This is a genomic window from Parasphingorhabdus litoris DSM 22379 (assembly GCF_020906275.1).
In the GTDB taxonomy this organism is placed as follows: Bacteria; Pseudomonadota; Alphaproteobacteria; order Sphingomonadales; family Sphingomonadaceae; genus Parasphingorhabdus; species Parasphingorhabdus litoris.
In genome coordinates this window covers 3,170,206-3,187,746 of sequence record NZ_CP086727.1, presented here as the reverse complement: position 1 = coordinate 3,187,746, position 17,541 = coordinate 3,170,206, and the positions used below count along the sequence as shown (strand labels likewise).

Annotated in this window: 15 protein-coding genes; 10 read left to right on the top strand and 5 right to left on the bottom strand. The window is 52.4% G+C overall.

What is annotated here, in order from left to right; genetic code table 11:
- Positions 1–10: 10 nt before the first annotated feature.
- Both BS29_RS15505 and BS29_RS15500 read right to left on the bottom strand, forming a co-directional pair.
- Entirely contained in the window at positions 11–340 is a 330-nt protein-coding gene (locus BS29_RS15505) for a DMT family transporter (protein WP_229954536.1), read from the bottom strand.
- 3 nt (positions 341–343) lie between these two features.
- Positions 344–946 (bottom strand): TetR/AcrR family transcriptional regulator, encoded by a 603-nt coding sequence (locus BS29_RS15500; RefSeq protein WP_229954535.1) that lies wholly within the window; start codon positions 944–946, stop codon positions 344–346.
- A gap of 1,237 nt (positions 947–2,183) precedes the next feature.
- Here BS29_RS15500 and BS29_RS15495 point away from each other — a divergent pair.
- From BS29_RS15495 to BS29_RS15470, 6 genes are read left to right on the top strand one after another with little or no spacing between them, the layout of a single operon-like run.
- The gene (locus BS29_RS15495; RefSeq protein WP_229954534.1) at positions 2,184–2,534 is read left to right on the top strand and encodes a MerC domain-containing protein; all 351 of its coding nucleotides are present in this window, start codon (positions 2,184–2,186) and stop codon (positions 2,532–2,534) included.
- Positions 2,535–2,559: 25 nt separating this feature from the next.
- Positions 2,560–4,752, top strand: coding sequence for a TonB-dependent siderophore receptor (locus tag BS29_RS15490; RefSeq protein ID WP_229954533.1), 2,193 nt, complete (start codon positions 2,560–2,562; stop codon positions 4,750–4,752).
- A 39-nt stretch (positions 4,753–4,791) separates the two neighbouring features.
- Positions 4,792–5,952 (top strand): DUF1624 domain-containing protein, encoded by a 1,161-nt coding sequence (locus BS29_RS15485; RefSeq protein ID WP_229954532.1) that lies wholly within the window; start codon positions 4,792–4,794, stop codon positions 5,950–5,952.
- A gap of 53 nt (positions 5,953–6,005) precedes the next feature.
- A complete protein-coding gene (locus BS29_RS15480; RefSeq protein ID WP_229954531.1) occupies positions 6,006–6,725 on the top strand; it encodes an ABC transporter ATP-binding protein in 720 nt (239 codons plus the stop codon).
- Positions 6,722–8,158 (top strand): DUF3526 domain-containing protein, encoded by a 1,437-nt coding sequence (locus BS29_RS15475; RefSeq protein WP_229954530.1) that lies wholly within the window; start codon positions 6,722–6,724, stop codon positions 8,156–8,158. The genes BS29_RS15480 and BS29_RS15475 overlap by 4 nt, the downstream gene beginning before the upstream one ends.
- Complete coding sequence (locus BS29_RS15470) at positions 8,158–9,408, top strand: DUF3526 domain-containing protein (RefSeq protein ID WP_229954529.1); 1,251 nt, start codon at positions 8,158–8,160, stop codon at positions 9,406–9,408. Before BS29_RS15475 ends, BS29_RS15470 begins: the two co-directional genes overlap by 1 nt.
- A gap of 27 nt (positions 9,409–9,435) precedes the next feature.
- Here BS29_RS15470 and BS29_RS15465 read toward each other — a convergent pair whose 3' ends face one another.
- Complete coding sequence (locus BS29_RS15465; RefSeq protein ID WP_229954528.1) at positions 9,436–10,140, bottom strand: DJ-1/PfpI family protein; 705 nt, start codon at positions 10,138–10,140, stop codon at positions 9,436–9,438.
- A 68-nt stretch (positions 10,141–10,208) separates the two neighbouring features.
- Between BS29_RS15465 and BS29_RS15460 the strand changes: the two genes are divergently transcribed.
- Entirely contained in the window at positions 10,209–11,186 is a 978-nt protein-coding gene (locus BS29_RS15460; protein WP_229954527.1) for a GlxA family transcriptional regulator, read from the top strand.
- Positions 11,187–11,284: 98 nt separating this feature from the next.
- On the opposite strand, the gene BS29_RS15455 is transcribed toward BS29_RS15460, so the two are convergent.
- A complete protein-coding gene (locus BS29_RS15455; RefSeq protein WP_229954526.1) occupies positions 11,285–12,547 on the bottom strand; it encodes an acyl-CoA dehydrogenase family protein in 1,263 nt (420 codons plus the stop codon).
- A 219-nt stretch (positions 12,548–12,766) separates the two neighbouring features.
- Here BS29_RS15455 and BS29_RS15450 point away from each other — a divergent pair, with 219 nt between their 5' ends.
- Positions 12,767–13,192 (top strand): MarR family winged helix-turn-helix transcriptional regulator, encoded by a 426-nt coding sequence (locus tag BS29_RS15450; protein WP_229954525.1) that lies wholly within the window; start codon positions 12,767–12,769, stop codon positions 13,190–13,192.
- Here the strand turns inward: BS29_RS15450 and BS29_RS15445 are convergent.
- Positions 13,189–14,121 carry a hypothetical protein gene (locus BS29_RS15445; protein ID WP_229954524.1) on the bottom strand — a complete coding sequence of 311 codons (933 nt, stop codon included), beginning with the start codon at positions 14,119–14,121 and terminating at the stop codon, positions 13,189–13,191. The two genes, BS29_RS15450 and BS29_RS15445, sit on opposite strands and share 4 nt — an antisense overlap.
- A gap of 175 nt (positions 14,122–14,296) precedes the next feature.
- Here BS29_RS15445 and BS29_RS15440 point away from each other — a divergent pair, with 175 nt between their 5' ends.
- Together BS29_RS15440 and BS29_RS15435 are read left to right on the top strand one after the other, a co-directional pair.
- Positions 14,297–15,538 carry a DNA cytosine methyltransferase gene (locus BS29_RS15440; protein ID WP_229954523.1) on the top strand — a complete coding sequence of 414 codons (1,242 nt, stop codon included), beginning with the start codon at positions 14,297–14,299 and terminating at the stop codon, positions 15,536–15,538.
- A 5-nt stretch (positions 15,539–15,543) separates the two neighbouring features.
- On the top strand, positions 15,544–17,508 hold the full coding sequence (locus tag BS29_RS15435) for an ATP-binding protein (RefSeq protein WP_229954522.1): 1,965 nt from the start codon (positions 15,544–15,546) through the stop codon (positions 17,506–17,508).
- The last annotated feature ends 33 nt before the right edge of the window (positions 17,509–17,541 follow it).

Sequence of the window (17,541 nt, the reverse complement as noted above, 5' to 3'; positions counted from 1 at the left end):
ATGATGGCCGTTAATGGGTTGTGGCGTTGGAAAGTGTGTTGATGACGATCACGCCGGTAATGATGAGCCCGATGCCTGCAATGGCCGCGAAATCGAGCGTCTGGCGAAATACAACAACGCCGAGCAATGAGATCAGCACAATGCCGATGCCAGCCCACATCGCATAGGCAATGCCAAGCGGCACGACCCGTAGCGCAAGCGACAGGAAAAAAAGGGCCACAGCAAAGCTTGCAACTGAGAAAGCTGCAAATCCGAGTTTTGTAAACCCAGCGGATTCCTTCAGTGCCGCGCTGCCAGCGACTTCTGCGGCAATGGCTATGCCAAGATAAATCCAGTGCATGCGCTACTCCCAGTTCTCAAGAAGATGTTCAATGGCCGCAGACACGTCGACAATCAGTGAACGAACGCTACCGTCGTCGCCACGGGCGAACTGAACCTGCAGCGATGCGCCATCGATCAATGCGACAAGAACCCGTGCCAAACCTGAGGCCCGGCCAGCTGGAAGCTCTGGCGCTACAAGGCTAATTAGCTTTTCGATATGGCTCAAAACATGAGCGTAACCGTCAGCCTTGAGCTTGACATAACGAGCATCATAAAGTGCCAGAGATTCCATGATGGCATAAAAGCGACCGGCCTCGCTGGCGTAATATTGCATTAACGATCCGACGGCTTGCCGGATGCTTTTTGTCGTATTGTTTGGGTCCCAGGTAATTTCGCCCAACATGTCGATCGGCTTCTGCGTCTCTCCGATAATAACGCTTTCAACCAAATCGTCCTTGGTTGGAAAGTAATATTGCAGATTGCCAACTGATATACCGAGTTTCGTTGCGATTTGACGCAAAGAAATGCCGGTATAGCCTTCATCAAGCAACATGCGCCGCGCTGCAGCCTCAATCGCTTCGCGCCGCTCTTCACCCTTGGAACGTCTGGCAATCGCCATCTTCATAAACTTTAAGCCATTTGTCTTAGATGCGAAGTACAATAATAGGTCATCGACCTAAAATCAAGCGTCAATATTCCTATCCCAAGCAGATGAGATCAAACATAGGTTAAGCCAAACACTCACCCGTCACAGTCTGATCACACCGTAGCTCACTGTTCACCTGCAACTCGCCTCGTAGTTTAATTGCTCATGTACAAAATGTTGGCGAGAGCTCAAAGCCATTGAGCCAGAAACGGAACTAGTAGGACAGCCAGCACGAACCAAAAGCTCATGGAGTTCAATCCGCTTTGCCGCCATTGTTTCCCTTTATGCCAGACCCGATCGACATAGATTAAATCAAACCCCATCCGCTTCCCTCAACGGTCACGCGTTCTCCTATCAGCTTTCTTACGCTTCTGTTTTATCAAGCACCCACCGACCACCGCCGTCCATTTCCAATGCATGGCCCAATGGCGCCCGGCGCAATATGCCTGTTTCTCTATGTATTGTTCCTTTTGGCATTTCCGGTTTCCGCGGAAGTCGTCTGCGGTACGTTCCCGCTTTCGGCTTCATACCCGATCCTTAGTGATCGGGGAGTTAGTAAACCGAGCACGCCGATCCCTAAGACCTTTAGGCTGGAGAGCCCAGGACATATGTCGCAGGCTCCCCGACCGTAAGATCAAGAAGTGCGACGCCATTAATGGCAAAAAGATCTCGAGCCGTACCCGGTCGTGCCGCTTCTGTATCATATAGTTGCTCCCACATCTGGCAGAACGACATCCCAAATACAGCCTGTGGCGCGGTTCGAATTCCATGTTATTTATTGGGTACAGAGCTTCGATACCTACGCAAGGCCGGCAGAATACTCAGGTTTTACGGCTTGATATCGGAAGAAAGCGGGCAAATTGGCGTGGCTTTCCCGGCAAATTTACTGGAACAAGGAAAAACTGCTCGAGGCCAGTTCGCTTACAACTGCACTACGCGCCATTTTTCTTCCATAGTTCAGACGTCTTGAGGTCCTGTCAGTAGGTTCTGATGTTGAGCTGACATTCCAGTCACTTGGCGTGTTGCAAACTGGAAGCGGTGTCTGGCCCTAATTTGGTCCATGCTTCATTCGGGAGTGATCTTGGAACCGGCTTTCAACCACCTTAAGTGATGGCTCTCACGGTCTTGGGCTCCTTCCGGAACAGAGCTGAAAACCCTGTTGACTCAGCCAAGCCGAGTTAATAATGTTATATTATAACATAACACGAGTTTTTCAATGCAGTCTGCTTTCTATAAAGATGGCGCGGCAATTGCGCTTAGCGCCGCTTGCGTCGTCCATTGTGTTCTTTTGCCGGTCATAGCCATTTCATCTCCGTTCGTTGCAGCGGTTGCGGAAGCGGAATGGCTTCATTGGATAATGGCTGTTCTTGCTCTTTTCGCGTCAACGACTGTGGTGATCTCTTCGCCATCTGCGCGTGTTCCCACGTTTCTAATTCCAGCAAGCTTTGGGGCAATTCTGATCACAAGCGGGCTTTTTGCCGAGCGATTTGGATTTGCAGAAACATTGCCAACCATCATCGGCGGCGTCCTGATCGCTTCCGCTCACATCTATCGAATTTGCAGATAATAAAAATATACGGGGACTCTAAATAATGACCTTTTTGAAACTTTCGGCTTCAGCTTCTCTAGCAGCGCTAACCTTGGCTCTGGCTGCGCCATCTCACGCCCAAAGTGAGACTGATGATAGCGTCGATGACGGGTCACCGATTGTCGTGACAGGACTGCGACAAGCTTATCGCGGGAATTTTGAGGATCTGGAAATTCCTCAGGCAGAGCAGATTATCGATAATGAAACGCTCGTCGAATTTGGGGCGGAAGATCTGGTGAGTGCGCTTGATCTATCTGCATCCGTTGCGCGGCAAAATAACTTTGGCGGATTATGGAATGCATTTTCGGTTCGCGGATTCTCCGGCGACATCAATCTACCCAGCGGATTTCTCGTCAACGGCTTTAACGCCGGGCGCGGCTTTGGCGGTCCGCGTGACATTGCCGGTATCGAGTCTGTTGAAGTGCTGAAGGGACCGCGTTCGGCTCTGTTCGGGCGGGGCGAGCCAGGAGGCACAGTCAACATCGTCACCAAGCGCCCTGAATTTGCAACGACAGGATATATCCAGGGTACGATCGGAAGCTGGGAACAATATCGTATCGAAGGCGATATTCAGACCACGCTTGGTTCGAACGACGAACTGGGCATCCGTCTGGTCGGCTTCTTTGAAGATGCGGAAAGCTTTCGCAAAACGGTCGAGACAGAGCGCTTTGGCCTTTATCCGTCCCTGACCTGGAAGATTGGCGAGGATACCCGGGCGACCTATGAGCTGGAATATACCCGGCAGGATATTCCCTTTGATCGCGGTGTCGCTTTTACCGAGGAATTTGGTTTCACACCGCGCCGGACTTTTGTCGGTGAACCAGGCGATGGTCCGATTGAGACGGAGGTTCTTGGCCATCAATTTGAACTCCAGCACGATTTCTCGGACAATTGGAGCCTGCTGACAGGCATTGGTTTCCGCGAGACCTCGCTGGTCGGCAATGCGTCAGAAACGAATTTCGAAGGGCGTCAGACGCTGTTTGAGGACGGACGCACACTTTCCCGTTTTTTCCGCTTTCGCGATTTCGATTCCGAATATCTCGTTCTGCGCGCCGAACTTGCTGGCGAGTTCAACACGGGAACGCTTCGCCACCGATTGCTGATCGGCGCCGATTATGATCGTTTTGACAACAGCCTTTTCATCCAGCGATTCCGCCCCGGCTTCTTTCCCGCCGGAACCGACATCAGTACACTGGACCCGGCTGAATATCTGTTCCTTGACGTGTTCAATCCCGTCTATGGCCAGTTCCCGCAGCCTGTGCCTGGACCGAATACGGATCGCGAAGAGGTGCTTAAAGGATTTGGTTTTTATTTTCAGGATCAGATCGACCTTACCGATCGCCTGCAAATCCGCCTGGGCGGACGGTTTGATGATTTCAAACAGGACTTGACCAATTTGCGCGCCACACCGGCGACCACCACTACGACATCCGACACGCGCTTCTCTCCGCAGGTCGGAGCCGTATACCGGGTTGATGACGGGATCAGTATTTACGCCTCATATGGCGAGGGTTTCCGCCAACAGACCGGTTCCGACTTCCAGGGTAACCAGTTTGATCCGAATATCACCGAGTCTGCCGAAATTGGGATCAAGGCCGACCTGGGGACCTATTTCACTGGCGTTAATGGCGCTGTCACGCTGACCGCGTTTCAGGTCGAGCAAAGCAATATTCTGGTGAACGATGATCGGCCGGAGGCTGTGGCCGCGGGCTTCTTCTCTATCCCGGCCGGTGAAGCGCGCAGCCGCGGCATTGAGCTCGATGCCAATCTGGCGTTCGACAGCGGTCTGAGCATTTGGTTCTCATACGCTTATACCGATGCAGAGTTTACTAATAGCAATCCCGATGCAGACTTTGGCGCGCTGATCGAAGATGGTGACCCGCTGATCAACTCGCCGGATCATCAGTTGAGCCTATTGGTTAGCCAGTCGTTCAGTATCGCTGAAGTCCCGGCGCAATTGGGCGGTGGTGTGCTGCACGTCGGTGAGCGGCTCGGCTGGACCGGCTTTGATTTTTTCCTGCCGGACTACACAACGGTGCGCCTGTTCGGAGAGATAGAACCTGTCGAGGGTCTCGCGCTTCGGTTCGATGTCGATAACCTGTTCAACGAGACGTTTTACACCAACTCTTTTGCCGATGTCTGGGTTCAACCGGGTGCACCGCGCCGGTTCCGATTCACGGCATCCTATTCATTTTAGCCGGGAGGAGCAGACGGAAGTCGTCTATTATTGAAAGCCATGCCCAACGCACACATGCCAGCATCACGCATTGCCTCCATCGATATCATGCGGGGCCTGGTCATCATCCTGATGATGCTGGATCATGTGCGCGAGCGTTTTTATATGCATGTCCGCACTGGCGATCCGATTGCCGACACGATTGAGCCAGATCTGTTCTTCACGCGGATGCTGACTCATTTGTGTGCGCCGGTTTTTATCTTTCTTGCCGGCATGTCCGCATGGCTCTACGCGCATCCCAAGGAGGGTGAATATCGTTCACCTTCCCGGTTCCTCTTCACGCGCGGTCTCGTCATTATCGGAATCGAAATCGTGCTCTACTATCTTGTTTGGGCAGACAGTTTTCCAAACTATCTTTTCCTGCAAGTGCTTTGGGCGATCGGGCTTTGCATGGTTGCCTTGTCGCTCGCCTGCCGCCTGAATTACCGGGTCATCGGTGGGCTCGGTTTCCTGATCGTGCTGGGTCACAATGCTCTGGTTCCGATCAATTTCGAACCTGTTGAGCTTGGATATATTCCTTGGGCCATCCTGCACGATGGCGGCGAGCTCGGCCAGATCGGCCCGTTGACGATAAGCCTGTCTTATCCCAGCTTGCCTTGGTTTGGTGTCATTCTATTGGGCTATTTTGCCGGCCCGCTTTTCGCAAAGTCAACGTCGGCCATCACACGGCGGCAATGGCTCATTGGGCTCGGCGCATCATGCCTTGCTGTTCTATTGGTCCTGCGCGGGTTCAACATTTACGGGGAGACGATCCCCTGGTCGGTGCAGGAGACAGGCATTGAGACGGTGATGTCCTTTATCAACTTCACCAAATACCCGCCGTCGCTTGACTATGTTTTGCTGACATTGGGCATCGGCCTGTTGCTGCTCGCCTGGCTGGAGACGGTGAAAAAGCAAAACGGGCTGCTCGATTTGATGCAGACATTCGGATCTATTCCGATGTTCATCTATGTGCTGCATCTCTATGTTTTGCTGGCGGCTTATTGGGTGCTCTATGCCATATTCGGCGCGACGCATGGTGAGCGCTACGGCCTGGACAGTGTTTTTTGGATATGGGTTGGTATGTTCCTGCTGGTCGCGGTGCACTATCCCATCGCAAAGACATTTGCAGCTTACAAGCATCGGGAAAAGAGCAACAAGCCATGGCTGAGCTATTTCTGATGGCGAACTTACTCCCAGACCAACTCAAATTCTAAGCAATGGAAAATAGTATCATGAACTCGCCACTTGAAGCTCGTTCCCTCTCATTGAACCGCGAGAAAAACGCGGTGCTGAACAATGTGTCCTTCACGGTTGCACAAGGCGAAATTTTTGCCTTGCTTGGCGGCAACGGGGCAGGGAAGTCGAGTACATTGCTGGCCTTTCTAGGTTTTCTGGAACCTGCCGCAGGCGAAGTGCTGGTAAATGGCGAGAGCGTCGGCAAAGATATCGCCGCCGCTCGATCGGCAATAGCCTATCTGCCCGAGGCAGCGGCATTATATGGCCATATGACCGCCTATGAAAATCTCGACTATTTTCTTGATCTGGCGGGCAAATCCGCCAGCAAAGCGGACTATGACAAAGCGCTCAATCGGGTTGCGCTTCCTGATGAAGCGCGATCACGGCGCTTGCAGTCTTACTCAAAAGGCATGCGACAAAAAACCGCGATTGCGCTGGCGCTGTTGCGTGAAACGCCCATCCTGTTGTTGGACGAGCCGACGTCCGGCCTTGATCCGGTGGCGATTGATGAATTCCATGATCTGGTGAAAAATCTCGCAAGCGCTGGCCAGACCATCCTTATGGTCACCCATGATGTATATGGCGCCTGCCAGGTCGCCGACCGGGTCGGATTGCTGCGTCGCGGTCAGCTGGTCGGCAGTTTTGCCGCCGAAAATGGAGAGCGGATAGATACAGAAACGGTCCATGCGGCCTTTGCAGAGCGAGAAACCGCATGAGCATGATTTTCCGGATTGCGAAAGAGGAATGGCGGCTCTGGCTGCGCTCCAAAGTGATCGTGGCCGCGACTTTGATTGTCGCCATTCTGCTCGCTGCGACGAGTATTTTGACGGTTGATCGTGTCGCAAGCGAGCAGTCGCAGCGTTTGGCACAGCAAGTGACCGCAGAAGAAACGTTCTTCGCCCAGCCGGATCGCCATCCGCACCGGATGGTCCATTACGGCCATTATGCTTTTCGTCCCCCGCCGCCACTGGCAGCCTTTGAACCTGGCGTCGATGCTGTGACCGGCCAGTCGATTTTCCTAGAAGGACACAGGCAAAATACGCCGATGTTTGCGGATACCAAGGCTGCCGCCGATCTTGGTGGTTTTGCAGCGCTGACGCCGGCAAATCTCTATCAATTGCTGCTGCCACTGCTTCTCATAATATTGGGCCACGCCCTGTTGCTACGAGAGCGAGAAAGCGGCACGCTGGCGGTTATTTTGGCGCAGGGCCGTTCGGGCTTGTCGCTGGCAGCCGGCAAGGCAGTGGCACTGCTGGCCGTGATCGTTCTGTTCATGCTGCCATTAACTGCGCTGGCCATTTATGCCATTGCCCAAGGGGAGACGGTGCTGGCCGCTGCGTCTCTGGTTGGCGGCTATTTCCTCTATCTTTCGATTTGGGGTGCCATTGTTCTGGCAGCATCCATCATTTTGAAACAACGCGCTGTCTCGCTCGGCGCTCTGATTTTCATATGGCTGTTCGCAGCTCTGATTGTGCCGCGCTTTGCGATCAACGCCAGCAGCGCGGCCATCGATGCGCCCGGCAAGATCGAAAGCGACCTGGTGATGCTGGCCGAGCAGCGCAAGCTGGGAGACGGCCATAATGCGGCCGACCCGGCTTTTCTAAGGCTGCAAAAAGAAGTGCTGGAACAATATGATGTCGAGAAAGTCGAAGACTTGCCGATCAATTGGCGCGGAGTAGTCGCTTCCTACTCTGAAGCGGAACTGACCGATCTGCTGAACAGCTATGCCGAAAACCGGATGGAGCAAGAGGCGAGCCAGTCCGATATTTTCAATCTATTCGGTCTCGTCTCACCGACTATTGCAGTCGGCTCTGTATCGCGCACTCTGGCCGGGACTGATCTCGCGACCCATCATCGTTTCTTGCGAGAGAGCGAGGCGCTGCGCTTCGATTTTGTCCAATCGCTCAATGCCGTACACGCCAATGAACTATCTTACGCGGATGACCTCAATCGCAGCAGTGACCCCGAGGCCGAGCGGCGGACGCGCGTTAATTCTGAAGCCTGGCGCGTGCTCGATGAATTTCGCTTCGCACCAGATAGCGCTTCGGATCGTGTGGACCGGTCTGCCTTCCCATTTGCGATGCTTTTCATATGGCTGGTTCTTGCGACCGCCATCACATTTTTTGCCGCGCGGAGGGTGCGAGTCTGATGCTGAGCAATTTCTCTCGAGAATTACGTTTCCTTGCCAAAGACCGCGGCGCGCTATTCTGGCTTCTTCTGGCATTTGTCTTGTCCGTCATTTCGGTCACATTTGGCGTCGCGGAGGTCCGCGATCAGCAGCAGACAATCGCTGAGCTGATCAACGAAGACAAAGCGGATCGGGCGAATGCGCTCGAAGGACAGGAAGATTGGGGCGGTGCAGCCTATTATGCCTTTCATCTTACCTATGCGCCGCCGTCTGATTTCGCTTTTGCAGCGATGGGACAGCGTGACAGCAGCCCTTGGAAGCATCGTGTTCGGATGCTGGCACTGGAAGGTCAAATCCAGGAATCAGACACAAAAAATGCCGATTTTGGATTGGTCGGGCGGTTTGACTTCGCCTTTCTGGCGGCATCGGTGGCGCCTTTATTGTTGATATTGTTGCTCTATGATCTGCGTGCAGCGGAACGAACCGCAAGGCGGCACGATTTGCTTGTCTCCACCGCTGGGTCATCCGGAAAATTATGGTTTCCAAGAGCATTGGTCCGAGTGGCGACATTATCTTCATTGCTACTGATACCATTATGGACCGCATCGGCGATGGAAGGCACGTCATTGGGGAACATTGGTCAGGCCAGCCTTATTCTCATTGGTGCTCTTCTTGTCTGGTGGCTAATTGTAGAATTGGTCAGCCGGATTGATGCGTCTCCATCTGTCTTGCTCACGGCGTTAATCGGCTTGTGGCTCGCCTTGGCGATTGTCATTCCAGCACTTTCGAAATTCGCCATTGAAGCGCGCCATCCATTGCCAAACGGTGGCGAGATTTTACTGCTCCAAAGAGAAACAGTAAACGATGCCTGGGACATGCCCAAGGAAGCCACAATGGATGCGTTTCTTGAGGGGCATCCGGAATGGCGCGACTATGCGACAATCGAGCAGCTATTTGAGTGGAAATGGTATTATGCCTTTCAACAGCTTGGTGATGTGAAGGCAGCATCCTTGGTGGACCAATATCGCTCAGCCCGATTGGCGCGTGATGATGCAGCACAGCTTGTAGCCTTTCTCTCACCGACATCCTTTGTCGAGCGGTCATTCGAAAAACTGGCTGGCACGGATGCCGCTTCGATGATCGCCTATGAGGACGCGGTGCGAGAGTTTCATGCGCAGCTAAGGGCGTTCCACTATCCCATGCTTTTCAAGGGCGACCCGTTTGACCGGGAATTGTTGGAAGGACTGCCAGCTTTTGCGCCGCCTTCGTAAAAGAGCTTCGCAAAAGCCTCGCCGTCCTCAACTGCCAAAGCGGCTTTGATAGCGACTGACGCTGCTCGCTAATAGCTCAGCTCGCTGCTCAGCGCCCTCGGCATTGAACAATGTGGTCACTGATTGGACAATGTCCGGAGCTGCTTGCGCTGGTGTGCCGCAAGAAAATGGCGGGTTTGGCGAATATTCCAGCGCCAATTGCACCTGCTGCGCCAGTTTTTCATCCCCGGAAATATGTGCCATTAATGCCAATCCAAAATCTATGCCGGCGGTTACACCGCCGCCAGACGCGCGGTTGCGATCAATGACCCAGCGACCTTCTGCAACCTCTGCACCGAAAGCCGGGAGCATATCGCGCGCTATCCAATGGGATGTTGCCTTATATCCTGACAACAGACCGGCGGCCGCCAACACTATCGATCCCGTGCATACGCTGGTGATCCAATTGGCGGCTTTGCCCTGTTGCTCCAGGAAAGACAGGATGTCTTCATCGCCCAGCAGCGCAAATGTGCCTTCGGTGCCGCCTGGCACGAATAATATGTCAGGGTCGCTCCAGGCATCATCAAGGACGTGAGTCGGATTAACACTCATGGCGCTATCCGTTGGCACGGGATCCATGGACTGAGCGATCAACTGAACGTCCGCACCAGGCCAGATGCTCCACACCTGCAATGGTCCGACCAGGTCGAGCAGCGTCATGCCAGGATAAATGAACATTTGAATCTTCATCATTCTGTCTCCTTTTGATGTCTTCGGATCGAGCAATAGACCGATTGCAAAATGTCTGTTATGACTTAGTTATGTCCATATCTGCCAAAACGGAACGCATCCTCTTTGTTGGTTTTGAGGGACTGCAAATGCTCGACCTGGTGGGGCCTGCGGATGTGTTTTCCATAGCCAGCATGCGGGCGCACGGGCGTTACGCGGTTCACTATGTTGGCACACGGGCTAGTGTCAGAGCGTCCAACGGGTTGGTGTTCCAGCTCGAAAAGCTGCCCAAGGTGCGATCAAGCGATACCATCATCATCCCCGGCGGGATGGCCCGATCGGTTTTCAATGCGATGGCTGATCAGGCTTTGCTCAACTGGTTGACCGATGCTGCTGCACAGGTTCACCGGGTTGCATCGATTTGTAGCGGTGCCTTTGTTCTCGCTCGTCTTGGATTGTTGGAAAACAAGCGTGCCGTCACACATTGGTCTGCCGCGGACCGTTTGGCTAAAACCGCGCCCAATATAAAAATTGAGAAAGACGCGATCTTTGTCGAGGATGGAAAAATCTGGACCTCGGCTGGTGTTACAACCGGTATTGATTTGGCATTGGCTATGGTCCGACGGGATATTGATGAAACAACGGCGCTTCAGATTGCACGGGACATTGTCGTGCACGTCATCCGGCCTGGCAACCAATCCCAATATTCCGCGCCCTTAATGCTACAGAAAAATGCTGGCCCTAATCTCGACAGGCTTATCCCCTGGCTCGAAAGCAGGTTGTCCGAAACCACAAGCGTTGCCGACATGGCGATGGAAGTGGGATTGAGCGAGCGTCAATTTCATCGCCAATGCCTGCTACAATTTGGGCGCACCCCGGCCAAATTGGCATTGGAACTGAAACTCGATCATGCGCGAAATTTCCTGCAAGAGGACCAGATTCCGATTGCGACGATCAGCAAGATTTGCGGCTTTTCGGATAGCGCGGCATTTTCGAAAGCGTTCAAAAAGCAATTTGCGATTTCACCTGCAATGTTCCGCAATCATTGGAAATCAGATGGCGTTACTTAGCGGATAGTCCGGATAGGTTGTCACGATCTTTGTTTCTTCGTGGCCAAACGAACAAGGCCGGACTCTCATCCGGCCTTGCGTAATTTCTGACGTGGGGTTTAGCGTTGCGGCTTGTAACCGGCATTGGCCATTTCATTCCGGCCGACCACCATATGGTGAACTTCGTCCGGGCCGTCGGCGAGACGCAATGTACGCTGATTGGCATACATGCGTGACAGCGGCGTCCATTGCGAGACCCCGGCGGCACCGTGAATCTGGATCGCTTCATCAATGATCCGGCAGGTAATCTCTGGGACATAAGCCTTGACCATCGATACCCAGACACGCGCCTGTTTATTGCCCATGACATCCATGGCTTTGGCCGCTTTCAGTACCATGAGGCGCATGGCTTCAATATCGATGCGCGCGCGTGAAATAACTTCGAGATTTTTGCCGAGCAGGGCCAGTGGCTGACCAAAGGCTTCCCGGCTGCCGCCGCGATGGATCATCAGGTCCAGCGCGCGTTCGGCGACACCCACGGACCGCATGCAGTGATGGATACGGCCGGGGCCAAGGCGAAGCTGTGAAATTTCAAAGCCGCGGCCTTCGCCGAGCAGGATATTTTCCTCAGGCACCCGAACATTGTTAAACTTGATATGCATATGACCATGAGGCGCATCGTCATCGCCAAAGACATGCATCGGTCCAACAATTTCCACGCCGGGCGTGTCAATCGGCACCAGAATTTGTGATTGTTGCGAATGGGACGGGCCATCGGGATTGGTCCGGACCATTGTGATCATGACCTTGCAGCGCGGATCGCCCGCACCGGAAATGTAGAATTTCTCGCCGTTGATCACCCATTCGCCATTTTCCAGAACCGCTTCGGTGCGGATATTTCGCGCGTCGGAAGAGGGGTGGCCCGGTTCGGTCATGGCAAAGGCGGAGCGGATTTTGCCTTCGAGCAGCGGAACAAGCCATTGTTGTTTCTGGGCGGTCGTGCCCACACGCTCCAGTACTTCCATATTGCCAGTATCGGGCGCGCTGCAATTCATGCATTCCGATGCCAGCGGGTTCTGGCCGAGCACGCCGGCGATGAACGCATAGTCGAGATTTTTCAGACCTTCGCCTGATTCCGCATCGGGCAGGAAGAAATTCCACAGTCCCTGTTGGCGGGCCTTATCCTTCACGCCTTCCAGTAGCTCGAGCTGTCCGGGCACATAGCTCCAGCGATCCTCGCGGCCTTCGCCCATCGCAAAAAACTGTTCGGTGATCGGGTCGACTTCTTCCATGACGAAGCGCTTGACCTGATCATAAAGCACGCGGCCCTCGTCGGACATGCGCAGATCATTAAGTTCGGAATCGTTGGGATCTTGGGTCATTATGGTTCCTTTTCCAGGCTGATGAGACGGGCATGTCCGGGCAAGAGGTTGGTCGGAATGCGAGTCGTTAATTAGTTCAACACTGAACTATATCAGAACGGGAAATATGGCAAGATCATCAATTTTTAAGCTGAGCGGGCCGATTGCGCCGGATTTTATAATTCACATATGAAATTATAATCGGTTTCCATTCGGAGTGAAATGGGATAACGTCCACCCATGACCGCACGCGATCTCAGATTTTATTCCCGGCTGCAGATTGCGGCCCATGTGCTTAAGAAAAGCTCTGACCGGCAGCTGTTGGAGGCGGCGGGGGTTACGACAGCGCAGATGTCGGCGCTGTCGATTATCGCGTCGGAAGAGACGATGACCCAGACCCGGCTGGCGGCGGAGCTGGGGCTGAATGACTCTGCGATTACGGCGATGGTGCGGCGGCTGATCGCGCTGAAAATGGTGGCGCGGGTGCGCGATGATACGGACGGGCGGGCGTGGCGGTTAAAGCTGACCAAGACGGGCGCGGAGGCGGCGGCCAAGGCGCGGGCGATTACGGATCAAACCAGCGCCAAGGTTGATGATTTGCTGGGCGCAAAAACCATCGCGACGGTGGTGGCGGCGATGGAGCTGATTATCAACGACGCGGATTAACCGCCCCGCCTAATCACGCCGCCTATTCGCACCGCCTGTTCGTGCTGGTCCGCTCCTTCTCCCTCTGACGCGCCGCCTGGATATTCAGCGAGAAATTCTGCTCTGGCCTGTTCAAATTTTTCCGGGGGCAGCCATTTCATTTTCTCGGGCAGCATTACCCGGCCGCCGGCGACAAAGCGCTGGACCGCTTCGATCACTTCATCGGTCATGCCCTCACCCGTGCGGACATTGATGCTGCGGCTGCCCAATCGTTTGAGATTGTCGCTGATCTTCTTGAGTTTTTCATCCAGCGTGTCCGTTGGTTGCCCCGGGTCCGGAGGGGGCAGGGAGACCCATTTGGGATAGATTGTCCGGCCCGCCACCGTCGTGGGCTCATCCACGTCCGGATATTGCGGCCCGGGATGCGCCCCGTCATGAACTTCTCCATCACCGGCCCCATCACTGGCCCCATCCCCGGCATCAATATGGCCAGCAGGCGCAAAGCGGCCCTGCGCGTCGCGGCCGGCGCCGTTGGTGTCATGCTGATAGAGCAGGCGCAGCAGGTCATTGGCATATTTGGTGCGCTTGCCGACCACCTTGCCATAATACCAGACATCCTCCTCCACGCCCTCGACCGCGCGCTGCCACACGACCTCACCCACGGTGGTCTCTGACCGGCGCAGCGCGAGGGCCCAGCGTTCGGCAAAGGCCGCGCTGCGCCTGCGATGGCGATAGGCGCTGTTCCAGCTGATCCCCGCCATGCGGCTGGCGTCGCGCACGCAGCGCGTCTTGGCCAGCGATTCAATAAAAATATTCTGCCGCTCCGCCGTCCAGCCATCATGGCGGACGCGATAGGGTTTTTCGCGCGGCGTTTCCGGAGGCTCCGCCGGTTCGGCGGGGACGGGCAGATTGGCGGGAGAAGGCGTATCATCAGACGGATTATTTGCCATGGGGGAGCGGCCCTTTCGTTCCTGATTTGTTCTTTTGATTCGGGCCGGTGTATCAAAAGGTGGGGGTTGTAGGAAAGGGGGGTTGACCGCGGTGGCCAAAAAGTCAGAGATAGAGTGACATTCTCAATAACTTATCTATTAGAGGGCAATTGTGTCCCAATGGAGGTGGCTTGACATGAATGTTGGGCAATTGGATGAGTTGATTGAAAAGCTGCCGAGGCGGGCACGGCCCGGAAGACAAAAAAAACCCAAATTTTTGGCAGTTGATTTCTTCTGCGGCGCGGGCGGAACGACACGTGGACTAATTGATGCTGGTGGCTACGTGATCGCGGGTATCGATAAAGATCGTGCGTCTATGGAAACGTTTGTGTCAAATAATGGCAACGAAGCTCTGGACCGAGGTTATGCTAAGTTTCTGGAATTTGATATTTTCCCCGCCACCGATAAATATCCGACTGGGCAGCAACATGAAATAAAAGCAAAGCTGGATGAATTGATTCCACCTATAAGGGATAAAGCTCCAGATATTCCCTTACTTTTCGCAATTTGCGCTCCTTGTCAGCCTTTCACTACTGTTGCGAGGGCCAAGATGACGAAGGAGCGAGAAGCTGTCCGGTTGATGGACCGCGGGTTGTTGACGGAAGCGGCTAAGTTTGTCGAAGCTTATCGGCCTGAAGTGGTTTTGTCCGAGAACGTAGCAGGTATAAGCGATCCCAAATATGGAGGTATTTGGACAGAATTCGAGAGAAGACTGCAAGCAATAGGATATAAAACCGGAACAAGGGTAGTGTGCGCTTCCAAATTTGGTATCCCTCAGTCACGTCGCCGATCAATATTGATTGCTGTTCGGAGTGATCGAATCGCGGACCAGAATCTACAAGCTATCAATGTGCCAACAGAAGATGAGGCAGTTGAGACAGTTACAGTAGGCGAAGCGCTAAGCAGTTTTCCAAAAATAGATGCTGGTGAGATACATGATTCGATCGCAAATCATAGGGCAGCAAATCTGAGTGATCTCAACAAACAAAGACTGATTTGCAGTATTCCCGGTGGTTCGAACCGCGACCTTAAGAAAACGAAGTTCGGTGATCTAACACTAAAATGCCATCAGAATGTTTCAGAGAAATTTGAGAAAAATTGCTTTGGTGATACTTACTCCAGAATGCACCCTGATAGGGTTTCCCCTACAATCACCACAAAATGTTACAGTATAACTAATGGTAGATTTGGTCATTTTGATACTGACCAAGTAAGAGCAATATCGATGAGAGAGGCTGCGACACTACAGTCATTTCCCTCTGAATATATATTTTATCCTGATAATAAATTGCAACCTGTTGCTAAAATGATAGGTAATGCTGTGCCGCCAAAATTAGCTGAATACTTTAGTAAGTATTCAATAGGATTGTTGGAGTAGCAAAGTTGGCTGAAAAAATAAATAAAGAACTGCATCTGAAGTTTCATGGGCGTATAATAGATTCGCTCGGAATACAGATGTATCAAAGTCCAGTCGCTGCAATTGCTGAGCTAGTTGCGAACGCCTGGGATGCCGATGCCGAAGTGGTTGAAATCTCTTTACCCAAATCACTTTCATCCGGTTCGCGATTCACAATCAAAGACACTGGCCATGGTATGACCTTTGATGAGTGTCAGGAGAATTATCTGAATGTCGGTCGAAACAGACGGATAGATCAAGATTCCAACAAATCAAAAGGTGGTCGTCCAGTTCTGGGCCGTAAAGGGATCGGCAAGCTAGCTGGCTTTGGAATTGCCGAAGTAGTTGAAATCGAAACGATCAGCAAAGCGACGGGAGAGAAAACTCATTTTCGCATGGACTTGGAAGCTTTGCGCGATGATGAATATGTCTCGACAAACCCCAAAAAGATAAAAATTATCGAAGCTACTGGTCCTGATAGTGCTCAGAAGAAAGAGCATGGCACAAAAATTTATCTCAAAAAGCTAAAACTATCGAGGCGGCCCAATTCAGATCAGTTTTCAAAGTCGATGGCTCGTCGATTTTTGCTCAGCCAAGTTTCAGACAATTTCCAAGTTCTTGTTGATGATGTGCCGATCCCAGAAGACGATACTCTTACTAACGTAGAGTTTGATTTTCCAAGCGACTATAAAGCTAACGAAAAGCCCGATGGATTGAAGGTTTCCAAGGGCTGGGGAATAGAGAACATTGATGGTGAGGAGGTTCGCTGGAGAATTAAATTTACCGAGAACACAATTACCACCGATGAATTTCGAGGAGTCGCAGTTTATTGTGGTGTTAAAGTGGCGCAAACGCCTTTTTTCTTCAATCTTTCTGGAGGCTTAGACGGCCAACATGGCCAACAATATATGTCAGGAATCGTTCAAGCGGATTACTTAGATCAGCTTGATGGAGACGCGATAACAACAGAAAGGCAGAGAATTAACTGGGAGTTGGCTGAGGCAAGGCCGCTTGAGAGCTGGGGCCAAAAGCGGACAAAGCAGTTGTTGGCAATTTGGAAAGAGCGGCGAGCAGAAGAAAACATCAAGAAGCTTGATGAAAGGGTCGGTCGATTTAAGGACAGGCTGGATGCTTTTCCACCTCCGGAGAGGAAAATCGTTAGAGGCGCGATTAGAAAAATCGCCACAATTGAAACTCTCAACTTTGATCAGTTCGGTAGTTTGGCGGAAGCTATTTTGACAGCTTGGGAAGGGGGCAGATTAAAGGGGCTGATTAGTGACCTAGCCACTGTTGAAACTATGGATGAAGGATTGTTGCTATCTCTGTTAGCAGAAGCCCAGGTGTTGACCGCTCTTCATGCTGCAGAAACCGTTAGAACTAAACTAGATATTATCCACGGACTTCGCATGAGAATTGAGACGAAGGAGTTGGAGAATAAGGTCAGAGACTACATATACGAAAATCCTTGGCTTCTTTCTCCAGAATGGGATTCCTTTAAAAAGGAAATCAGCCTTAAAACCCTTATGATGCAAGCGGCCAGAGAAGCGAAACTTGATGACGATGAGAGTTTCAAGAAGAGAGTCGATTTGATTTTGTCTTCAGGAAGGCAGCTACTTTTAGTCGAATTTATGCGCCCAGGGCTCACAGTAGACATGGATCATATAAACCGCTTTCAGCATTATGTTTATGTTTTGCGTGAAAAGATCGAAGCAAACACAAAGTACGATTTTTCTACACTGTCCGGGCTGTTAGTAGCCGAAAAATTAGCTAATCGAGCTGGAGTAAAGTCGCTACTTACTGGCATGGCAAAGGAAGATATGAAGTGTGTGGAATGGCACGGTTTGTTAGAATCGGCAGAACACCAATGGATTGAATTCCTTGACGTCTTGGGAGGCCGAGCACCGGATGATCCTCGATTGAAGGCGTTGCGAACATCTACACCCGACAGTTGAAAAATTCAAAATCAGCTTTGGAAAGTTGACAAA